This is a genomic window from Streptomyces sp. NPDC060002, from assembly GCF_042737245.1.
Lineage (GTDB): Bacteria > Actinomycetota > Actinomycetes > Streptomycetales > Streptomycetaceae > Streptomyces.
Genome location: NZ_JBHWUW010000008.1, coordinates 176,957 through 196,399, shown reverse-complemented (window position 1 = coordinate 196,399; position 19,443 = coordinate 176,957). Strand labels below are relative to the sequence as shown.

The following is a 19,443-nucleotide window of genomic DNA, read 5'->3' as shown; positions in this document are numbered from 1 at the left end:
GGCCGGGGGGCCGGGACCCTGGCCGGGGGGCCGGGACCCTGGCCGGGGGGCCGGGACCCTGGCCGGGGGGCCGGGACCCTGGCCGGGGGGCCGGGACCCTGGCCGGGGGGCCGGGGGCGCTGCCCCCGGGGACGGGAATGGGGAGGGGCGGCGGGGGCGAGAACCCCACGGCGCACCCCGGAGGAAACCTCAGCCCAGCGGATCCGGCGCCGCCGTGACGCCGTGCTCCGCCAGCTTCGCCCTGCCCCCGTCGGGAGCCGTCAGCACCAGCGGACCCGCCTCGGTCAGCGCGACCGAGTGCTCCCAGTGCGAGGACCAGGTGCCGTCGGTGGTGATGACGGTCCAGTCGTCCTCGAGGACCTCGGTGCGCGGGGTCCCCAGGGACACCATCGGCTCGATGGCCAGGCAGAAGCCGGGAACCAGCTTCGGCCCCTTGCCCCGCCTGCGGTCGACGTAGTTCAGCAGATGGGGGTCCATGTGCATCTCGGTGCCGATGCCGTGGCCGCCGTAGTCCTCGATGATGCCGTAGCGCCCGCCGCCCGGCTTGGGCTGACGGCGGATGTACGTCTCGATCGCGCGGGATACGTCGACCAGCCGGCCGCCCGCCTTCATGGCGGCGATGCCGGCCCACATCGACTCCTCGGTCACCCGGGACAGCTCGATCAGCTCCGGAGCGTGCCCCGAGCCGACGAACGCCGTGTACGCCGCGTCGCCGTGCCAGCCGTCGACGATAGCCCCGCAGTCGATGGAGATGATGTCGCCGTCCTTGAGGACGACCTCGTCGGAGGGGATGCCGTGCACCACCACGTCGTTCACCGAGGTGCAGATCGTCGCGGGGAAGCCGCCGTAGCCGAGGAAGTTCGACTTCGCACCGTTCTCCGCGAGGACCTTGCGGGCGACGTCGTCCAGGTCCTTGGTCGTCGCCCCCGGCACCGCCGCTTCACGCGTGGCCGCGTGGATGGCGGCGACGACCAGCCCCGCCGCACGCATCTTGGCGATCTGCTCGGGGCTCTTGATCTGCACCATGGGGGGCCTGCGCTCTCCGTCACTCAGGTCGGTCGGGTTACGTATGCACACAACAGTACGGCCGTGGTGTCCGGAGGGACGCCACGGCCGTACGGGGAGCGACGACTACTGGTCGTCGCCCTCACGCTTCAGGGCGGCCAGCGCGCGTGCGGTGACCTCTTCCACCGGGCCCATGGCCTCGATGGTCACGACCAGGCCCTGCGCCTTGTAGTAGTCGATGATCGGCTCGGTCTGCGTGTGGTAGACCTCGAGCCGGGTGCGGACCGTCTCCTCGGAGTCGTCGTCCCGCTGGTACAGCTCGCCGCCGCAGACGTCACAGACGCCTTCCTCGGCGGCCTTCTTGTACGTCACGTGGAAGACGTGCGAGGAGTCGTTGCGGCAGATGCGCCGGCCGGCGATCCGCTTGACGACCTCCTCCTCCGGGGCCTCCAGGTCCAGTACCGCGTCCAGCTTGATGCCCTCGAGGGTGAGGAGCTCGTCCAGCGCCTCGGCCTGCGAGACGTTGCGCGGGAAACCGTCCAGCAGGAAGCCGCGCTCGGCGTCCGGCTGCTCCATGCGGTCCTTGGCCATGGCGATGGTGACCTCGTCGGGGACGAGGTTGCCGGCGTCCATGTAGGACTTCGCGAGTTTCCCGAGTTCCGTCTGCTGGCTGATGTTGGCGCGGAACAGGTCGCCCGTGGAGATGTGCGGAACGCGGAGCTTCTCGGCCAGACGTGTGGCCTGCGTTCCCTTTCCGGCGCCCGGCGGCCCGACGAGGACGATACGCATCAGCGGAGGAACCCTTCGTAATTGCGCTGCTGGAGCTGGCTCTCAATTTGCTTCACCGTCTCGAGACCGACACCCACGATGATCAGGATGCTGGTACCACCGAACGGGAAGTTCTGGCTTGCCCCGAAGCCAACCAACGCCATCGTCGGTACAAGAGCGATCAGACCCAGATACAGCGAACCCGGCCAGGTGATCCGGTTGAGTACGTAGGAGAGGTACTCAGCGGTCGGTCGGCCAGCCCGGATGCCCGGGATGAAGCCACCATACTTCTTCATGTTGTCGGCTACTTCCTCGGGGTTGAAGGAGATAGCCACGTAGAAGAACGCGAAGAAAACGATCAGCAGGAAGTACATGCTGATGTAGATCGGGTGGTCACCCTTGGTCAGGTTGGTCTCGATCCAGGTCTTCCAGCTGGAGGTTCCGCTGGAGAACTGGGCGACGAGAGCCGGGATGTAGAGCAGCGACGAGGCGAAGATGACCGGGATCACACCGGCCTGGTTCACCTTCAGCGGGATGTACGTCGAGGTACCGCCGTAGGACCGGCGGCCGATCATGCGCTTCGCGTACTGCACGGGGATACGGCGCTGGGCCTGCTCGACGAAGACCACCAGACCGACCATGACCAGGCCGACCAGGATGACGGTGCCGAACTCGATCCAGCCGCCCGCGAGCGTGCCCTGCTTCTTGATGGCCCACAGGGCCGAGGGGAAGGTCGCGGCGATCGAGATGAACATCAGGATCGACATGCCGTTGCCGATACCGCGGTCGGTGATGAGCTCACCGAGCCACATGACCATGGCCGTACCGGCGGTCATGCAGATGACCATGACGATGGTGGTGAAGATCGCGCGGTCCGGGACGATGCTCGAGGCGACCGTGCAACCGGAGAACAGGGCGCCGCTGCGGGCGGTGGCCACCAGGCCGGTGCCCTGAAGGATCGCGAGCGCCACCGTGAGGTAGCGGGTGTACTGCGTGATCTTCGCGGTGCCGGCCTGGCCCTCCTTCTTGAGGGCTTCCAGACGCGGGATCACCACGGTCAGCAGCTGAAGAATGATGCTCGCGGTGATGTACGGCATGATGCCCAGCGCGAAGATGGTGATCTGGAGCAGCGCGCCGCCGCTGAACATGTTCACCAGACCGAAGAGGCCCTGGTTGCCGGACGCCTCGTCCACGCACCGCTGAACGGACGTGTAGTCGACACCGGGAATCGGAATATGCGTTCCGAGCCGGTAGATCACGATGATGGCGAGCGTGAAGAGCAGCTTCTTGCGCAGGTCGGGCGTCCTGAACGCCCGGGCGAACGCGGTGAGCACGGTGCCTCCTGCGACCCCCGCGCATCTGCGTCAAGGGTGACGGTCTTGAGGGTCCAATAAGAACAACGACAACGACAACGACTTGTGTAACGGTCGACTGCCTCTCAAGGTGCCCCATGGGAAGCATCTTGTGAAAGTGGGCAGTGCAGGTCACCTTACCGGCGAGAGTACCGCCGTAGGAACGACCAACCGGGGATACCCCATATGTGGGGTATCCCCGGTCGGGATCGCTCAGGTCATCGAGACGCCTGTGGTGTTCAGATGAGCTCGGTGACGGCACCGCCGGCAGCGGTGATCTTCTCCTTGGCGGAGCCGGAGACGGCGTCGACCGTCACCTGCAGCGCCACGGAGATCTCGCCCTGGCCGAGGACCTTGACGAGGCTGTTCTTGCGAACGGCACCCTTGGCGACGAGACCCTCTACGGTGACCTCGCCACCCTCGGGGTACAGCGCGGCCAGCTTGTCGAGGTTCACGACCTGGAACTCGGTCTTGAACGGGTTCCTGAAGCCCTTGAGCTTCGGAAGACGCATGTGGAGGGGCATCTGCCCACCCTCGAAGCGCTCCGGAACCTGGTAACGGGCCTTCGTGCCCTTGGTACCACGACCAGCCGTCTTACCCTTCGACGCCTCACCACGACCAACACGGGTCTTGGCGGTCTTGGCGCCCGGGGCGGGACGGAGGTTGTGGATCTTGAGCGGGCTGTTCTCCGCCATGATCAGTCGACCTCCTCAACCGTCACGAGGTGGCGGACGGTGTGCACCATTCCGCGGAACTCGGGGCGGTCCTCCTTGACGACCACGTCGTTCAGGCGCTTGAGCCCGAGCGAACGCAGAGTGTCACGGTGGTTCTGCTTGCTGCCGATGTACGACTTCGTCTGCGTGATCTTGAGGCGAGCCATTACGCACCAGCCCCGGCACGCGCACGAAGCAGAGCCGCGGGGGCGACGTCCTCGAGGGGCAGACCACGGCGAGCCGCGATCTCCTCGGGACGCTGCAGGCCCTTGAGGGCCGCCACGGTCGCGTGCACGATGTTGATCGCGTTCGACGAGCCGAGCGACTTCGACAGGATGTCGTGAACGCCGGCGCACTCGAGCACTGCACGCACCGGGCCACCGGCGATAACGCCGGTACCGGGGGAAGCAGGCTTGAGCAGGACGACGCCCGCGGCCTTCTCGCCCGTGATCGGGTGCGGGATGGTGCCCTGGATACGCGGGACCTTGAAGAAGTGCTTCTTGGCCTCTTCAACACCCTTGGCGATCGCGGCCGGCACCTCCTTGGCCTTGCCGTAACCGACACCGACGGTGCCGTCACCATCGCCCACCACGACCAGCGCGGTGAAGCTGAAGCGACGACCACCCTTCACAACCTTGGCGACGCGGTTGATCGCGACGACGCGCTCAACGTACGCGGTCTTCTCGGCGGCGCTGGCGCCACCGTCACGGCCCTTCCGGTCCCGCCGCTCGCCGCCACCGGCACCGCTCCCGCGGCGCTGGGGTCCAGCCATTGGATTACCTCTCTCTTTTTCCGCTAGCTACGCAGCGACCTAGGTCGCTAGCGCGACGGGCGACTCAGAACTTGAGTCCGGCTTCGCGGGCGGCGTCCGCCAGGGCGGCGATGCGCCCGGCGTACTGATTGCCACCACGGTCGAACACGACAGCCTCGACTCCGGCGGCCTTGGCGCGCTCGGCGACCAGGGCGCCGACCGACTTGGCCTGCGCGGACTTGTCGCCCTCGCCGCCGCGGATCGTCGTGTCCAGGGTCGACGCCGACGCCAGGGTGTGACCCTTGATGTCGTCGATGACCTGGGCCACGATGTGGCGGTTGGAGCGCGTCACGACGAGACGCGGACGCTCAGCCGTACCCGAGATGTGCTTACGGATCCGGATGTGGCGACGCTTGATCGCGGCACGCTTGTAAGCGTCGCCCTTGAGGATCTTCTGTCCGTATGCCATGGCTTACTTACCCGCCTTTCCGACCTTGCGGCGGATGACTTCGCCCTCGTACTTGACGCCCTTGGCCTTGTACGGGTCGGGCTTGCGCAGCTTGCGGATGTTGGCCGCAACCTCGCCGACCTTCTGCTTGTCGATGCCCTCGACCGAGAACCGGGTGGGGTTCTCGACCTTGAAGGAGATTCCCTCGGGGGCCTCGACGGTGATCGGGTGGCTGTAACCGAGCGCGAACTCGAGGTTCGAGCCCTTCGCGGTCACGCGGTAACCGACACCACTGATCTCGAGCTTCTTCACGTAACCCTGGGTCACGCCGGTGATCATGTTCGCCACCAGCGTGCGGGACAGGCCGTGCAGGGCCTTGCTCTGACGCTCGTCGTTGGGGCGGGTGACGTTCAGAACGCCGTCCTCACCCTTGGCGATCTCGATCGGCGCAACGACGGTGTGGGTCAGCGAGCCCTTGGGGCCCTTGACCGCAACCGTCTGGCCGTCGATGGTGACGTCCACGCCGGCGGGAACCGTGATAGGGAGCTTGCCAATACGCGACATAGCTGTTTCCTCCGTTCCCTTCCGCTACCAGACGTAGGCGAGAACTTCTCCGCCTACGCCCTTCTTGCCGGCCTGCTTGTCGGTGAGGAGACCGTGCGACGTGGAAATGATCGCCACGCCGAGGCCGCCCAGCACCTTGGGCAGGGAGGTGGACTTCGCGTAAACCCGGAGACCGGGCTTGGAGATCCGCTTGATGCCCGCGATGGAGCGCTCACGGTTCGGGCCGAACTTGAGCTCGAGGGTGAGGTCCTTGCCGACCTCGGCGTCCTCGACCTTCCAGCCCGTGATGAAGCCCTCCTGCTGGAGGATCTCCGCGATGTGAGACTTGATCTTGGACGCCGGCATCGTCACGGAATCGTGGTACGCCGAGTTCGCGTTCCGCAGACGCGTCAGCATGTCTGCGATCGGATCAGTCATGGTCATGAATTGGCCTGTGGCCTCTCTCGCCGGGGTTTCCTGTTGCGCCATCCCTCTCCCCGATCCGAGACGGGGCGGGTGCGGCGCGGTGGACCTACGGCGTAGTAAGTCGTACGGGCGACCATCAGGTGCCCAACCCTCCAAGCCTAAGCCATGAAGAGGTGGGCACCTGACACGCCCATTGCTTACCGAGAGCCTCTGGAACCCTTAAAAGGGGGTTTACCAGGAGCTCTTGGTCACGCCCGGCAGCTCGCCGCGGTGAGCCATCTCACGAAGGCACACACGGCAGAGGCCGAACTTGCGGTACACGGAGTGGGGACGGCCGCAACGCTGGCAGCGGTTGTACGCCCGCACAGCGAACTTAGGCTTACGAGCAGCCTTTGCGATCAGAGCCTTCTTCGCCATCTCGCTCACGCCTCCTTGAAGGGGAAGCCGAGGTGACGAAGGAGCGCACGGCCCTCAGCGTCGTTGGTCGCCGTGGTGACCACGGTGATGTCCATACCCCGGACACGGTCGATCTTGTCCTGGTCGATCTCGTGGAACATGACCTGCTCCGTGAGACCGAAGGTGTAGTTGCCACGGCCGTCGAACTGCTTGGGGGACAGACCACGGAAGTCGCGGATGCGCGGAAGCGCGAGCGACAGGGTGCGGTCCAGGAACTCCCACATGCGGTCGCCACGAAGCGTGACGTGGGCACCGATCGGCTGACCTTCACGCAGCTTGAACTGCGCGATGGACTTGCGGGCCTTGGTGATGGCCGGCTTCTGACCGGTGATGGTGGTCAGGTCACGGACGGCACCGTCCATGAGCTTCGAGTCACGGGCGGCGTCGCCGACACCCATGTTGACCACGATCTTGACGAGGCCGGGGATCTGCATGACGTTCTCGTAGGAGAACTCCTCACGCAGCTTGCCCGCGATCTCCTCGCGGTACTTCGTCTTGAGACGCGGAGTCGTGGTGGTAGCCATCAGATGTCCTCACCCGTCCGCTTGGCAACGCGGATCTTGTTGCCCTCGTCGTCGAAGCGGTAACCGACGCGCGTGACGACCTTGTTGCCGTCCTTCTCCACGACCAGCTGAACGTTGGACACGTGGATCGGGGCCTCGGTGGTCACGATGCCGCCGGCCTGGGAGCCCTTGGCCGTCGGACCGGCCTTCGTGTGCTTCTTGACCCGGTTGACACCCTCGACCAGGACACGGTCCTCGCGGGGGAAGGCCGCGATGACCTTGCCCTGCTTGCCCTTGTCCTTACCCGTGATGACCTGGACCAGGTCGCCCTTCTTGATCTTCATGCTTACAGCACCTCCGGAGCCAGCGAGATGATCTTCATGAACTTCTTCTCGCGCAGCTCCCGGCCGACCGGGCCGAAGATGCGGGTGCCACGAGGGTCACCGTCGTTCTTCAGAATGACAGCGGCGTTCTCGTCGAAGCGGATGTACGAGCCGTCCGGACGGCGACGCTCCTTGACGGTGCGAACGATGACCGCCTTGATGACGTCACCCTTCTTCACGTTACCGCCGGGGATCGCGTCCTTGACGGTGGCGACGATGACGTCACCGATGCCCGCGTAGCGGCGACCGGAGCCACCGAGCACACGGATGCAAAGGATTTCCTTCGCACCAGTGTTGTCGGCGACGCGCAGTCGCGACTCCTGCTGGATCACGTCTATCTCCTGTGTGTCTGCCGGTTCCCGGCGAGCTCCGTAAATGACTTACGGAGCTCACCGAGCCTGGCGGAACTGTCCTGCGGGGATGCCCGCAGGAGAATTACTTGGCCTTCTCGAGGATCTCGACGATGCGCCAGCGCTTCGTCGAGGACAGCGGCCGGGTCTCCGCGAGGAGGACACGGTCGCCGACGCCTGCGGCGTTCTGCTCGTCGTGGGCCTTGAGCTTGTTCGTACGGCGGATGACCTTGCCGTACAGCGCGTGCTTCACGCGGTCCTCGACGGCGACGACGACGGTCTTGTCCATCTTGTCGCTGACGACGAGACCCTCACGGGTCTTGCGGAAACCGCGCGCCTCGGGGGTGTTCTCAGTCACGTTGCTCTCGCTCATCAGGCGCTCTCCACCGTCTCGATGCCCAGCTCGCGCTCACGCATCAGGGTGTAGATCCGCGCGATGTCCTTACGGACGGCCTTGAGCCGACCGTGGTTCTCGAGCTGACCCGTCGCCGCCTGGAAGCGGAGGTTGAACAGCTCTTCCTTGGCTTCGCGGAGCTTGTTGAGAAGCTCCTCGTCACCCAGTTCGCGCAGCTCGGACGCCTTGGTACCGGCCGACATCACGCTTCACCTGCCTCGCGCTTGACGATCCGGCACTTCATCGGCAGCTTGTGGGCTGCGCGAGTAAGGGCCTCACGGGCGATCTTCTCGTTGGGGTAGGACAGTTCGAACATGACCCGTCCCGGGTGCACGTTCGCGATCCACCACTCGGGAGAACCCTTACCGGAACCCATGCGGGTCTCGGCAGGCTTCTTCGTGAGCGGGCGGTCCGGGTAGATGTTGATCCAGACCTTGCCGCCACGCTTGATGTGGCGGGTCATCGCGATACGGGCCGCCTCGATCTGGCGGTTGGTCACGTACGCCGGCGTGAGGGCCTGAATGCCGTACTCGCCGAACGAGACCGTCGTACCGCCCTTGGCCTGACCACGGCGCTTCGGGTGGTGCTGCTTGCGGTGCTTGACCCTACGGGGGATCAGCATTTCGGTCAGGCCTCCGTTCCGGTGCTCTCAGCCGGAGCGGCCGCCGGAGCCTCGGCCTTGGGGGCCTCGGCAGCGGGAGCCTGCTGCGGCTTGCGACCGCGACCGCCACGCTCGCCACCACGGCCACCACGGGCCGGGCGGTCGGCGCCGCCGCCACCACGGGCCGGGCGGTTGCCGGCGCGGGCAGCAGCGTTCTCGGCGCGGACCTCGGCGATGTTCTTGACATCGCCCTTGTAGATCCAGACCTTCACGCCGATGCGGCCGAAGGTCGTCTTGGCCTCGAAGAAGCCGTAGTCCACGTTCGCGCGGAGCGTGTGCAGGGGCACACGGCCCTCGCGGTAGAACTCCGAGCGGGACATCTCGGCGCCACCGAGGCGGCCACCGCACTGGATCTTGATGCCCTTGGCGCCGGCCTTCATCGCCGACTGCATGCTCTTACGCATGGCGCGACGGAAGGAGACGCGGGAGGAGAGCTGCTCGGCGACGGCCTGAGCCACCAGCTGAGCGTCGACCTCGGGGTTCTTGACCTCGAGGATGTTCAGCTGAACCTGCTTCTTGGTCAGCTTCTCCAGGTCGCCGCGGATACGGTCGGCCTCGGCGCCGCGGCGGCCGATGACGATGCCCGGGCGAGCGGTGTGGATGTCCACACGCACGCGGTCACGGGTGCGCTCGATCTCCACCTTCGAGATGCCGGCGCGCTCCATGCCGGACGTCATCATCCGACGGATGGCGACGTCTTCTCCGACGTATTCCTTGTACGACTTGTCGGCGTACCAACGGGACTTGAAGTCCGTGGTGATGCCGAGCCGGAACCCATGCGGGTTAACCTTCTGGCCCATTACCGGGATCCTTCCTTGCTGCTGAGGACCACGGTGATGTGGCTGGTCCGCTTGCGGATCCGGTATGCGCGGCCCTGGGCACGCGGACGGAACCGCTTCAGGGTCGGACCCTCGTCGACGTACGCCTCGGAGACGAAGAGGCTGTCGGCGTCAGTGTGGTCGTAGTTGTGCGCGGCGTTGGCAATGGCGCTGTCAAGCACCTTGCCGACCGGCACGCTCGCGGCCTGCGGGGTGAAACGCAGGACCGCCTGAGCCTCCGTGGCGTCCATGCCACGGATAAGGTCCACCACCCGGCGGGCCTTCATGGGCGTGACGCGGATGTACCGCGCCTGGGCCCTGGCTTCCATGGTTGTCCTTCCAGTGTCTGTCATGGTCATTCCACCCCGCGTTAGCGGCGCTTCGACTTCCGGTCGTCCTTGACGTGACCCCGGAAGGTGCGCGTCGGCGAGAACTCGCCGAGCTTGTGGCCGACCATCGACTCGGTGACAAACACCGGAATGTGGGTCTTGCCGTTGTGCACCGCGATCGTGTGACCCAGCATGGCCGGGATGATCATCGAGCGACGGGACCAGGTCTTGATGACGTTCTTGGAACCGGCTTCGTTCTGGGCGTCCACCTTCTTTACGAGGTGTCCGTCGACGAAGGGCCCCTTCTTGAGACTGCGCGGCATCTAAACCCGCTCCTAGCGCTTCTTGTTCGTCTTGCGGCGGCGGACGATGTACTTGTTCGAAGCCTTCTTCGGCGAACGAGTACGACCCTCCTTCTGACCCCAGGGGCTGACCGGGTGGCGACCACCGGAGGTCTTGCCCTCACCACCACCGTGGGGGTGGTCAACCGGGTTCATCGCCACACCGCGAACGGTCGGGCGGACGCCCAGCCAGCGCTTACGGCCGGCCTTGCCCCAGTTGATGTTGCTCTGCTCGGCGTTGCCGACCTCGCCGACCGTGGCGCGGCAGCGCTGGTCGACCAGACGGATCTCACCGGACGGCATACGAAGGTGGGCCATCGTGCCCTCCTTCGCGAGCAGCTGCACCGAAGCGCCGGCGGAGCGGGCGAACTTGGCGCCGCCACCGGGACGGATCTCGATCGCGTGGATCGTGGTACCGACCGGGATGTTGCGGAGCGCCAGGTTGTTGCCCGGCTTGATGTCGGCCCCGGGACCGTTCTCGACGCGGTCGCCCTGCGACAGGTTGCGCGGGGCGAGGATGTAGCGCTTCTCGCCGTCGGCATAGTGCAGCAGCGCGATGCGCGCGGTGCGGTTGGGGTCGTACTCGATGTGCGCGACCTTCGCCGGCACGCCGTCCTTGTCGTGACGACGGAAGTCGATCACTCGGTAGGCGCGCTTGTGTCCGCCACCCTGGTGGCGAACGGTCACACGACCGGCGTTGTTACGGCCGCCCTTGCTGTGCAGCGGGCGGACCAGCGACTTCTCCGGCGTGGACCGCGTGACCTCGACGAAGTCGGCGACGCTGGAGCCACGACGGCCCGGCGTAGTCGGCTTGTACTTGCGGATTCCCATTATTCAGTCCTCGTCCGATATCGGACGATCCGGACCGCCCTCAGGCGGTCGGACCGCCGAAGATGTCGATACGGTCGCCCTCGGCAAGGGTCACGATCGCGCGCTTCGTGCCGGCACGCTGACCGAAACCGGTCTTGGTGCGCTTGCGCTTGCCGATGCGGTTGATCGTGTTGACGCCGGTGACCTTGACCGAGAAGACCGCCTGGACGGCCTGCTTGATCTGGGTCTTGTTGGCGTTCGGGGCGACGATGAACGTGTACTTGTTCTCGTCGAGGAGCGCGTAGCTCTTCTCCGACACGACCGGCTTCAGCAGCACGTCACGGAGGTCCGTGAACGCCTTGCTGGGCGCGGTGACGACGGTGTTCTTGCCTTCGGTGGCGTGGCGCTTCGCCTTGGCGACGCGCGCGGCCTTGGCGACCTTGGCCGCCTTGGAGGCGATGCTCGGGTGACGCGTAGCCATCAGGCGTCACTCCCTTCGGTGTCGTTGGCCTGCGGGCCGGCGACGAAGGACTCGAGAGCGGCCTGGGTGAAGACCACGTCGTCCGAGACGATCACGTCGTACGTGTTCAGCTGGCCCGGCTCCAGGATGTGCACCTGGGGCAGGTTGCGGGCGGACAGCCACGCGGCCTCGTCGGCGCGGTCGACGACCAGGAGCAGGTTCTTGCGCTCCGAGATCTTGCCGAACAGCGTACGAGCGGCCTTCGTGGAGGGAGCCTCGCCCTCGATCACGCCGGTGACGACGTGAATGCGGTTGTGGCGGGCCCGGTCGGTGAGGGCGTGACGCAGAGCGGCAGCCTTCATCTTCTTCGGGGTCCGCTGCGAGTAGTCACGCGGCTGCGGGCCGTGGACGACGCCACCACCGGCGAACTGCGGCGCGCGGGTCGAGCCCTGGCGCGCGCGGCCGGTGCCCTTCTGACGGTAAGGCTTCTTACCGCCACCGCGGACTTCACCGCGGCGCTTGGTCTTGTGCGTGCCCTGACGGGCCGCGGCGTTCTGCGCGACGACGACCTGGTGGATCAGCGGGATGCTGATCTTCTCCACGCCGAAGATCTCCGCGGGGAGCTCGACGCTTCCGGTCTTCTCGCCTGCAGGCGAAAGGATGTCAACAGTGCTCATCGGTACCTCAGGCCCCCTTGGCCGCAGTGCGGACCAGGACGAGGCCGCCGTTCGGACCGGGGACAGCGCCCTTGATGAGCAGCAGACCCTTCTCCGCGTCAACGGCGTGGACGGTCAGGTTCTGGGTGGTGACACGCTCGTTGCCCATGCGACCCGCCATGCGGAGGCCCTTGAACACGCGGCCCGGGGTGGCGCAGCCACCGATGGAACCGGGCGAGCGGTGCTTGCGCTGGGTGCCGTGTCCGGCGCCGAGGCCCTTGAAGTTGTGACGCTTCATGACACCGGCGAAGCCCTTGCCCTTGCTCTTGCCGGTCACGTCGACCTTCACGCCGGCCTCGAACACCTCAGCGGTGATCTCCTGGCCCAGCGTGTACTCGGAGGCGTCCGCGGTGCGGATCTCGACGAGGTGGCGACGGGGGGTGACGTCGGCCTTGGCGAAGTGACCCTTGAGGGGCTTGTTCACCTTGCGCGGGTCGATCTCGCCGAAGGCGATCTGGACCGACTCGTAGCCGTCACTGTCGTTCGTACGGACCTGGGTCACGACGTTGGGGCTGGCCTTGACGACGGTGACCGGAACAACACGGTTGTTCTCGTCCCACACCTGCGTCATGCCGAGCTTCTCGCCCAGGATGCCCTTGATCTGCTTAGCCATTCTTCAGATCACCGGCCCCTAGAGCTTGATCTCGATGTCGACACCGGCCGGGAGGTCGAGTCGCATCAAAGAGTCAACGGTCTTGGGCGTCGGGTCGAGAATGTCGATCAGACGCTTGTGCGTGCGCATCTCGAAGTGCTCGCGCGAGTCCTTGTACTTGTGCGGCGACTTGATGACGCAGTACACGTTCTTCTCAGTGGGCAGCGGCACCGGGCCCGCGACCGACGCACCAGTGCGGGTCACCGTCTCGACGATCTTCTTCGCCGAGGAGTCGATGACCTCGTGGTCGTAGGCCTTGAGCCGGATGCGGATCTTCTGTCCCGCCATGGCTACTCAGTAGTCCTGTCTCTTCTAACGCTCTGGAACCAGATGGTCTGTTCACTTCGTTCCGCCGACCCACGCGGTCGGGTGTGTCGCGCTGTCACCGACACAGATGCCCCTTGTTCGAACATCCCTGCTGGGAAAGCACGGCCCTTCCGGAACCGCAAGCCGGGGACGAAAGGCCCACCGGGTGCCTGGTCGGCGCTGCACTGAAACTTCCCGAAAGATTCCCGTACGTCCGCCCCAGCGCTGCCAACAGGCAGTTAGGGCGACGAGTACTGTGGGACTCGCTTTCGGTCCTCCCGGCGGGAGGCGCACAGCATCAACACTCGACCGAGCAACTCCGACAGTCTGCCATATGGGGCACCGCCTCCGCCAATCGAGCCGGAGACAATACCCCGAACGTGACGTAGGTCAAACGACCAGCCGCTCCAACCGGGGCCTTTCGGGGCCCGCTTGTGAGGCCGGTCACCGTGAACCCGTTCGAGGGCTACGGGTAACAACGGGTGTATCCGACCGACGGCAGACACGGAGCCCGCGTGAACAGCCCCCCTGGCAGACATGACGAGGACGCCTCCGTCATCGCCGACTCCCTGACCCGGCCCGAGTCGTTCGGGGAGCTCTACCACCGGCACGCGGCGGTGATCCACCGGTACGCGGCCCGACGACTGGGCGAGGACGCGGCCGAGGACATCACCGCCGAGACCTTTCTGGCCGCGTTCCGCACGCGGGGACGCTACGACGCCTCGCGCGCCGGCGCCCGGCCCTGGCTGTACGGAATCGCCGCCAACCTCATCGGCAAGCAGCGCCGTACCGAGGTGCGGGCGCTCAGAGCCCTGGCCCGCACGGGACACGACCCCGTGGCCGACTCCTGGACCGACCGCAGCGACAGCCGGGTCACCGCCCAGGCCGCACAGGGCCGCCTGGCCGGCGCGCTGGCCGGTCTCTCACGCGGCGACCGGGACGTCCTGCTGCTGGTCGCCTGGGCGGACCTCGGCTACCAGGAGGTCGCCGAGGCGCTGTCCATCCCGGTGGGCACGGTGCGCTCCCGCCTCCACCGGGCCCGCAGAAAGGTACGCCTCGCCCTCGGTGACGCGGACCCCATGTTCGTACACGACTCCGCGGAGGTGATCGGCCATGGCTGAACCGGCGATGGACGAGATGACAGCGGTCCGTCAGCTGCGCGCCGACGCTCCCGTGCCCGACCACGCCCGGCTCACCCCGGCCCGTCAGCGGCTGCTGGACGAGATCGCCGGGCAGCCCCGACGCGGACGCGCCGGATGGCAGCTCAAAGCCGCCGGAGCGGTCGCCGCGGTGACGGCCGCGGCACTGCTCTCCACCCTGACACTGCACGAGGACGGCAGGACACCGACGCAGCCTGCTCCGACGGCGACCGCCCGGCCGGACTCGTGGGTGTACCAACGGGTGCGGCTGGTCCTGCTGAACTGCCCCGCCGGCGGGAGTGGCTCCGCGTACAGCGAGGTCGGCTCGCTCGCTCTGTCAGCCGGACCGCGACCGTGCGACCCGAAGACGACCAGGTCGATCGACGATGACCACTGGATCCGCTACGACGGTCTTTCCACGGCCGTGCCGGAACAGAACACCAGCGATCCGGACGACGTGCGGGTGTGGAACGACCCCAGCGGCCCGTCGGCAACGGAGATGCTCGCGCCCCGGGAAACGGACGCCCTGCTGGCCGCCCTGCCCGACGCCCCCGGCTCCGCGCTGAAGGCGATCCTCAAGAAGTCCGTCCCCACCCGCATCACCAGCGCGTACCGGCTGACCCAGGCCCAGCGCGACTTCGACGAGGTGGTCGAGGTGCTCTCCGGAGCCTCCACCGTCCCGGCCGACAAGGCTCGGACGATCTACCGGATCATTACGGGCCTGGAGGGAGCGACCGAGCCGGTCGAGGTGACCGACGGCGCCGGACGGGAGGTCCTGGCGATCGGCATCGACGGCAACTTCCGTGACTACGCATACGAGCGCAACAGCATGCAGGTGCTGCTCGACCCGCACACCTTCGCCTATCGCGGTGTCCGCTGGGTGGCCGGAATGGGCTACTACGTGGGCGGCAAGGCCTCCGGGGGCCCGTTCCTGACGAAGGGGACGGTCATCGCCACGGCCACCCGTGTCGCCACGGTCGTCGTCGACAAGGCCGGCGAGCGGAACTGAGTCGCCCGGCGGGACGAAGCCACTCGCCGCCCGCCCATACGAAAGGGCCCGTACGACCGAAGTCGTACGGGCCCTCTCAGGTGCTCAGCTCAGGCTGGAGCTACCAGGTCGATCAGCAAGAACTACTTGGTGATCTTGGTGACCTGGCCGGCGCCCACCGTGCGACCACCCTCGCGGATGGCGAACTTCAGGCCCTCTTCCATGGCGATGGGCTGGATGAGCTCCACCTTCATCTCGGTGTTGTCACCCGGCATCACCATTTCGGTGCCCTCGGGGAGGGTCACAACGCCCGTCACGTCCGTCGTACGGAAGTAGAACTGCGGACGGTAGTTGTTGAAGAACGGCGTGTGGCGGCCACCCTCGTCCTTGGACAGGATGTAGGCCTGGGCCTCGAAGTCGGTGTGCGGCGTGACCGAACCCGGCTTGATGATGACCTGGCCGCGCTCGACGTCCTCGCGCTTGATGCCGCGGAGCAGCAGACCGACGTTCTCACCGGCCTGGCCCTCGTCGAGCAGCTTGCGGAACATCTCGATGCCGGTGACCGTGGTGGTGGTCTTCTCCTGCTTGATGCCGATGATGTCAACGGTCTCGTTGACCTTCAGGACACCACGCTCGATACGGCCGGTGACGACCGTACCGCGACCGGTGATCGTGAAGACGTCCTCGACGGGCATGAGGAACGGCTTGTCGACGTCACGCTCGGGGGTCGGGATCGCCTCGTCGACGGCGGCCATGAGGTCGAGAACCGACTGACCCCACTCGGCGTCGCCCTCGAGCGCCTTGAGCGCCGAGACCTTGACGACCGGCAGGTCGTCGCCCGGGAACTCGTACTCGGAGAGGAGCTCACGGACCTCGAGCTCGACGAGCTCCAGGATCTCCTCGTCGTCCACCATGTCGGCCTTGTTCAGGGCGACGACGATGTACGGAACGCCGACCTGGCGGGCCAGGAGCACGTGCTCCTTGGTCTGCGGCATCGGGCCGTCGGTGGCGGCGACCACGAGGATCGCGCCGTCCATCTGCGCGGCACCGGTGATCATGTTCTTGATGTAGTCCGCGTGACCCGGGCAGTCGACGTGGGCGTAGTGGCGGCCCTCCGTCTGGTACTCGACGTGCGCGATGGAGATGGTGATACCGCGCTGACGCTCTTCGGGAGCCTTGTCGATCTGGTCGAAGGCCGAGGCCTCGTTCAGGTCCGGGTACTTGTCGTGCAGCACCTTGGTAATGGCGGCCGTGAGGGTCGTCTTACCGTGGTCGATGTGACCGATGGTGCCGATGTTGACGTGCGGCTTAGTCCGCTCGAACTTCGCCTTCGCCACGGGGGTCCTCCTGGGAGTGGTTCTGGAACGCCTTGCTTCATCGGCGCCAGGTGATCTTTGCTGGAAAGCCCGGGTCCAGGGGGCAAACATCCGGGGATGCGGCTGTTTGCCCCTTGAGGCTCCGGAGTCAAGCCTACGGCGTGTAAACCGAGTGTGTTACTCGCCCTTGGCCTTCGCGATGATCTCCTCGGCGACGTTCCGCGGAACCTCGGCGTAGGAGTCGAACTGCATCGAGTAGCTTGCGCGACCCGACGTCTTGCTGCGGAGGTCGCCGACGTAGCCGAACATCTCCGACAGGGGCACCAGGCCCTTGACGACGCGGGCACCGGCCCGCTCCTCCATGGCCTGGATCTGACCACGGCGGGAGTTGATGTCGCCGATGACCTCGCCCATGTAGTCCTCGGGCGTGGTGACCTCGACGGCCATCATCGGCTCGAGCAGCACGGGGCTGGCCTTGCGCGCGGCCTCCTTGAAGGCCTGCGAACCGGCGATCTTGAACGCGAGCTCGGAGGAGTCCACCTCGTGGTAGCCACCGTCGAGCAGGGTGACGCGCACGCCGGTCATCTCGTAACCGGCGAGGATGCCGAACTGCATGGCCTCCTGCGCACCGGCGTCGACCGAAGGGATGTACTCCTTCGGGATACGACCACCGGTCACCTTGTTCACGAACTCGTACGAGGCGTCGCCGCCCTCGATCGGCTCGATCGCGATCTGCACCTTCGCGAACTGGCCGGTACCACCAGTCTGCTTCTTGTGCGTGTAGTCGACCCGGTCGACCGCCTTGCGGATGGTCTCACGGTAGGCGACCTGCGGCTTGCCGACGTTGGCCTCGACCTTGAACTCACGGCGCATACGGTCGACCAGCACCTCGAGGTGCAGCTCGCCCATGCCACCGATGATGGTCTGGCCGGTCTCCTCGTCCGAGTGGACCTGGAACGACGGGTCCTCCTCGGCCAGGCGCTGGATCGCGATGCCCAGCTTCTCCTGGTCGCCCTTCGACTTGGGCTCGATGGCGACCTGGATGACCGGAGCCGGGAAGTCCATGGACTCCAGGATCACCGGCTGCTTGTCGTCGCACAGCGTCTCGCCGGTCGTGGTCTGCTTCAGACCCATGACGGCGACGATGTCGCCGGCGCCGACCGCCTCGATCTCCTCACGCTTGTTCGCGTGCATGCGGTAGATCTTGCCGATGCGCTCCTTCTTGCCCTTGACGGAGTTCAGCACGGCAGTGCCGGACACCAGGCGGCCCGAGTAGACCCGGACGAAGGTGAGCTTGCCCAGGTGCGGGTCGCTCATGATCTTGAACGCGAGGGCGGACAGCGGCTCGTCCTCGGACGGCTTGCGCTTGACGACCAGCTCCGCGTCCTTGACGTCGTGGCCTTCGATGGCCTCGACGTCCAGGGGGGAGGGGAGGTAGCGCACGACCGCGTCGAGCAGGGGCTGAACGCCCTTGTTCTTGAACGCGGTACCGCAGAACACCGGGGTGACCGTGATGTCGCTGGACTTGCCGGACGCGATGGTGATCCGACGGATCGCGGCGTACAGCTGCTCCACGGAAGGCTCCTGGCCCTCCAGGTACAGCTCCATGATCTCGTCGTCGTTCTCGGCGACGGTCTCGACGAGCTTGCCGCGGTACTCCTCGGCAGCCTCGGTGTGGGTGGCCGGGATGTCGACGACGTCGTACATCTCGCCCTTCTCCGCCTCGGCGGACCACACGAAGGCCTTCATCGTGACCAGGTCGACGACGCCCTTGAAGTCGGCCTCGGCACCGATCGGGAGCTGCATGACGATCGGCGTCGCACCGAGGCGGCTGCTGATCATGTCGACACAGCGGTGGAACTCCGCACCGGTCCGGTCGAGCTTGTTGACGAAGCAGATACGCGGGACGCCGTAGCGGTCCGCCTGACGCCACACGGTCTCGGACTGGGGCTCGACACCCGCGACGCCGTCGAACACCGTCACGGCACCGTCGAGCACGCGAAGCGAACGCTCCACCTCGACGGTGAAGTCGACGTGGCCCGGGGTGTCGATGATGTTGATGGTGTGGTCGACGTCGGCCAGCGGCCAGTGACAGGTGGTGGCAGCAGAGGTGATCGTGATGCCACGCTCCTGCTCCTGCTCCATCCAGTCCATGGTCGCGGCGCCGTCGTGGACCTCACCGATCTTGTAGGAGACGCCGGTGTAGAACAGGATCCGCTCGGTGGTGGTCGTCTTGCCCGCGTCGATGTGGGCCATGATCCCAATGTTGCGGACCTTGGCCAGGTCAAGTGAAGTGGTAGCCATGAGGCTTTCGTCTTCTCTCGGTCTCGATGTGGGTAGCGACTACCAGCGGTAGTGCGCGAAGGCCTTGTTGGACTCGGCCATCTTGTGGGTGTCCTCGCGCTTCTTCACAGCGGCGCCGAGGCCGTTGGACGCGTCGAGAAGTTCGTTGAGGAGGCGCTCGGTCATGGTCTTCTCGCGACGGGCGCGGGAGTAACCGACGAGCCAGCGCAGCGCCAGGGTGCTCGCGCGACCCGGCTTGACCTCGATCGGGACCTGGTAGGTCGCGCCACCGACACGGCGGGACTTGACCTCGATGGTCGGCTTGATGTTCTCGAGGGCGCGCTTCAGCGTGATGACCGGGTCGTTGCCGGTCTTCTCGCGCAGGCCCTCCATGGCACCGTAGACGATGCGCTCGGCGGTGGAGCGCTTGCCGTTCAGCAGCACCTTGTTGATGAGCGACGTGACAAGAGGAGAACCGTAGACCGGGTCGATGATGACCGGGCGCTTCGGGGCAGGGCCCTTACGAGGCATT

29 protein-coding genes are annotated in these 19,443 nt (G+C 66.3%); 2 read left to right on the top strand and 27 right to left on the bottom strand.

Annotated features, from left to right (window positions below; translation table 11 throughout):
- Positions 1 to 189: 189 nt before the first annotated feature.
- The 24 genes from map to rpsJ all read right to left on the bottom strand — a co-directional run bounded on the left by map (position 190) and on the right by rpsJ (position 13,167).
- Complete coding sequence (gene map, locus ACFWBD_RS11030) at positions 190 to 1,026, bottom strand: type I methionyl aminopeptidase (RefSeq protein ID WP_385665690.1); 837 nt, start codon at positions 1,024 to 1,026, stop codon at positions 190 to 192.
- 105 nt (positions 1,027 to 1,131) lie between these two features.
- Complete coding sequence (locus tag ACFWBD_RS11025; RefSeq protein WP_385665688.1) at positions 1,132 to 1,794, bottom strand: adenylate kinase; 663 nt, start codon at positions 1,792 to 1,794, stop codon at positions 1,132 to 1,134.
- Positions 1,794 to 3,107, bottom strand: a complete 1,314-nt coding sequence (gene secY / locus ACFWBD_RS11020; protein ID WP_057602882.1) for a preprotein translocase subunit SecY — start codon at positions 3,105 to 3,107, stop codon at positions 1,794 to 1,796. The genes ACFWBD_RS11025 and secY overlap by 1 nt, the downstream gene beginning before the upstream one ends.
- A gap of 257 nt (positions 3,108 to 3,364) precedes the next feature.
- Complete coding sequence (gene rplO, locus ACFWBD_RS11015; RefSeq protein ID WP_385665685.1) at positions 3,365 to 3,820, bottom strand: 50S ribosomal protein L15; 456 nt, start codon at positions 3,818 to 3,820, stop codon at positions 3,365 to 3,367.
- A 2-nt stretch (positions 3,821 to 3,822) separates the two neighbouring features.
- Positions 3,823 to 4,005: a 50S ribosomal protein L30 gene (rpmD, locus tag ACFWBD_RS11010; protein ID WP_005313525.1), complete on the bottom strand. Its 183-nt coding sequence runs from the start codon at positions 4,003 to 4,005 to the stop codon at positions 3,823 to 3,825.
- A complete protein-coding gene (rpsE, locus tag ACFWBD_RS11005) occupies positions 4,005 to 4,610 on the bottom strand; it encodes a 30S ribosomal protein S5 (RefSeq protein WP_383678741.1) in 606 nt (201 codons plus the stop codon). Before rpsE ends, rpmD begins: the two co-directional genes overlap by 1 nt.
- Positions 4,611 to 4,674: 64 nt before the next feature.
- Positions 4,675 to 5,058 (bottom strand): 50S ribosomal protein L18, encoded by a 384-nt coding sequence (gene rplR / locus ACFWBD_RS11000; protein WP_020132625.1) that lies wholly within the window; start codon positions 5,056 to 5,058, stop codon positions 4,675 to 4,677.
- A 3-nt stretch (positions 5,059 to 5,061) separates the two neighbouring features.
- Positions 5,062 to 5,601: a 50S ribosomal protein L6 gene (gene rplF / locus ACFWBD_RS10995; protein ID WP_385553591.1), complete on the bottom strand. Its 540-nt coding sequence runs from the start codon at positions 5,599 to 5,601 to the stop codon at positions 5,062 to 5,064.
- Between the two features lie 24 nt (positions 5,602 to 5,625).
- Positions 5,626 to 6,024: a 30S ribosomal protein S8 gene (rpsH, locus tag ACFWBD_RS10990; protein WP_028807312.1), complete on the bottom strand. Its 399-nt coding sequence runs from the start codon at positions 6,022 to 6,024 to the stop codon at positions 5,626 to 5,628.
- Positions 6,025 to 6,237: 213 nt separating this feature from the next.
- Entirely contained in the window at positions 6,238 to 6,423 is a 186-nt protein-coding gene (locus ACFWBD_RS10985) for a type Z 30S ribosomal protein S14 (protein WP_030890724.1), read from the bottom strand.
- A gap of 5 nt (positions 6,424 to 6,428) precedes the next feature.
- The gene (gene rplE / locus ACFWBD_RS10980) at positions 6,429 to 6,986 is read right to left on the bottom strand and encodes a 50S ribosomal protein L5 (protein ID WP_020132628.1); all 558 of its coding nucleotides are present in this window, start codon (positions 6,984 to 6,986) and stop codon (positions 6,429 to 6,431) included.
- Positions 6,986 to 7,309 (bottom strand): 50S ribosomal protein L24, encoded by a 324-nt coding sequence (gene rplX / locus ACFWBD_RS10975; protein ID WP_030039760.1) that lies wholly within the window; start codon positions 7,307 to 7,309, stop codon positions 6,986 to 6,988. The genes rplE and rplX overlap by 1 nt, the downstream gene beginning before the upstream one ends.
- 2 nt (positions 7,310 to 7,311) lie before the next feature.
- Positions 7,312 to 7,680 carry a 50S ribosomal protein L14 gene (gene rplN / locus ACFWBD_RS10970; RefSeq protein WP_003992364.1) on the bottom strand — a complete coding sequence of 123 codons (369 nt, stop codon included), beginning with the start codon at positions 7,678 to 7,680 and terminating at the stop codon, positions 7,312 to 7,314.
- Between the two features lie 103 nt (positions 7,681 to 7,783).
- A complete protein-coding gene (gene rpsQ / locus ACFWBD_RS10965; protein ID WP_351757722.1) occupies positions 7,784 to 8,071 on the bottom strand; it encodes a 30S ribosomal protein S17 in 288 nt (95 codons plus the stop codon).
- Positions 8,071 to 8,295, bottom strand: coding sequence for a 50S ribosomal protein L29 (gene rpmC / locus ACFWBD_RS10960; RefSeq protein ID WP_005481220.1), 225 nt, complete (start codon positions 8,293 to 8,295; stop codon positions 8,071 to 8,073). The genes rpsQ and rpmC overlap by 1 nt, the downstream gene beginning before the upstream one ends.
- Positions 8,295 to 8,714, bottom strand: coding sequence for a 50S ribosomal protein L16 (gene rplP / locus ACFWBD_RS10955; protein ID WP_006140905.1), 420 nt, complete (start codon positions 8,712 to 8,714; stop codon positions 8,295 to 8,297). The genes rpmC and rplP overlap by 1 nt, the downstream gene beginning before the upstream one ends.
- 5 nt (positions 8,715 to 8,719) lie before the next feature.
- Positions 8,720 to 9,553, bottom strand: a complete 834-nt coding sequence (gene rpsC, locus ACFWBD_RS10950) for a 30S ribosomal protein S3 (protein ID WP_054238784.1) — start codon at positions 9,551 to 9,553, stop codon at positions 8,720 to 8,722.
- A complete protein-coding gene (gene rplV, locus ACFWBD_RS10945; RefSeq protein ID WP_385665681.1) occupies positions 9,553 to 9,900 on the bottom strand; it encodes a 50S ribosomal protein L22 in 348 nt (115 codons plus the stop codon). The genes rpsC and rplV overlap by 1 nt, the downstream gene beginning before the upstream one ends.
- 41 nt (positions 9,901 to 9,941) lie before the next feature.
- Entirely contained in the window at positions 9,942 to 10,223 is a 282-nt protein-coding gene (rpsS, locus tag ACFWBD_RS10940; RefSeq protein WP_020132632.1) for a 30S ribosomal protein S19, read from the bottom strand.
- A 12-nt stretch (positions 10,224 to 10,235) separates the two neighbouring features.
- Positions 10,236 to 11,072: a 50S ribosomal protein L2 gene (rplB, locus tag ACFWBD_RS10935; RefSeq protein ID WP_020132633.1), complete on the bottom strand. Its 837-nt coding sequence runs from the start codon at positions 11,070 to 11,072 to the stop codon at positions 10,236 to 10,238.
- A gap of 40 nt (positions 11,073 to 11,112) precedes the next feature.
- The gene (gene rplW, locus ACFWBD_RS10930; RefSeq protein WP_020132634.1) at positions 11,113 to 11,532 is read right to left on the bottom strand and encodes a 50S ribosomal protein L23; all 420 of its coding nucleotides are present in this window, start codon (positions 11,530 to 11,532) and stop codon (positions 11,113 to 11,115) included.
- Entirely contained in the window at positions 11,532 to 12,188 is a 657-nt protein-coding gene (gene rplD, locus ACFWBD_RS10925; protein ID WP_020132635.1) for a 50S ribosomal protein L4, read from the bottom strand. The genes rplW and rplD overlap by 1 nt, the downstream gene beginning before the upstream one ends.
- Before the next feature lie 7 nt (positions 12,189 to 12,195).
- Positions 12,196 to 12,840 carry a 50S ribosomal protein L3 gene (gene rplC, locus ACFWBD_RS10920; RefSeq protein WP_020132636.1) on the bottom strand — a complete coding sequence of 215 codons (645 nt, stop codon included), beginning with the start codon at positions 12,838 to 12,840 and terminating at the stop codon, positions 12,196 to 12,198.
- A gap of 18 nt (positions 12,841 to 12,858) precedes the next feature.
- A complete protein-coding gene (gene rpsJ / locus ACFWBD_RS10915) occupies positions 12,859 to 13,167 on the bottom strand; it encodes a 30S ribosomal protein S10 (RefSeq protein WP_003948644.1) in 309 nt (102 codons plus the stop codon).
- A 533-nt stretch (positions 13,168 to 13,700) separates the two neighbouring features.
- Between rpsJ and ACFWBD_RS10910 the strand changes: the two genes are divergently transcribed.
- A complete protein-coding gene (locus ACFWBD_RS10910) occupies positions 13,701 to 14,306 on the top strand; it encodes an RNA polymerase sigma factor (protein ID WP_385665678.1) in 606 nt (201 codons plus the stop codon).
- The gene (locus tag ACFWBD_RS10905) at positions 14,299 to 15,333 is read left to right on the top strand and encodes a hypothetical protein (protein ID WP_385665675.1); all 1,035 of its coding nucleotides are present in this window, start codon (positions 14,299 to 14,301) and stop codon (positions 15,331 to 15,333) included. The genes ACFWBD_RS10910 and ACFWBD_RS10905 overlap by 8 nt, the downstream gene beginning before the upstream one ends.
- Before the next feature lie 122 nt (positions 15,334 to 15,455).
- Here the strand turns inward: ACFWBD_RS10905 and tuf are convergent, their stop codons facing one another.
- The 3 genes from tuf to rpsG form a co-directional block, all read right to left on the bottom strand.
- Entirely contained in the window at positions 15,456 to 16,649 is a 1,194-nt protein-coding gene (gene tuf / locus ACFWBD_RS10900; protein ID WP_351757707.1) for an elongation factor Tu, read from the bottom strand.
- 156 nt (positions 16,650 to 16,805) lie between these two features.
- Positions 16,806 to 18,932, bottom strand: coding sequence for an elongation factor G (gene fusA / locus ACFWBD_RS10895; RefSeq protein ID WP_385665672.1), 2,127 nt, complete (start codon positions 18,930 to 18,932; stop codon positions 16,806 to 16,808).
- A 39-nt stretch (positions 18,933 to 18,971) separates the two neighbouring features.
- Positions 18,972 to 19,442, bottom strand: coding sequence for a 30S ribosomal protein S7 (gene rpsG / locus ACFWBD_RS10890; RefSeq protein ID WP_020132641.1), 471 nt, complete (start codon positions 19,440 to 19,442; stop codon positions 18,972 to 18,974).
- Position 19,443: the final 1 nt, after the last annotated feature.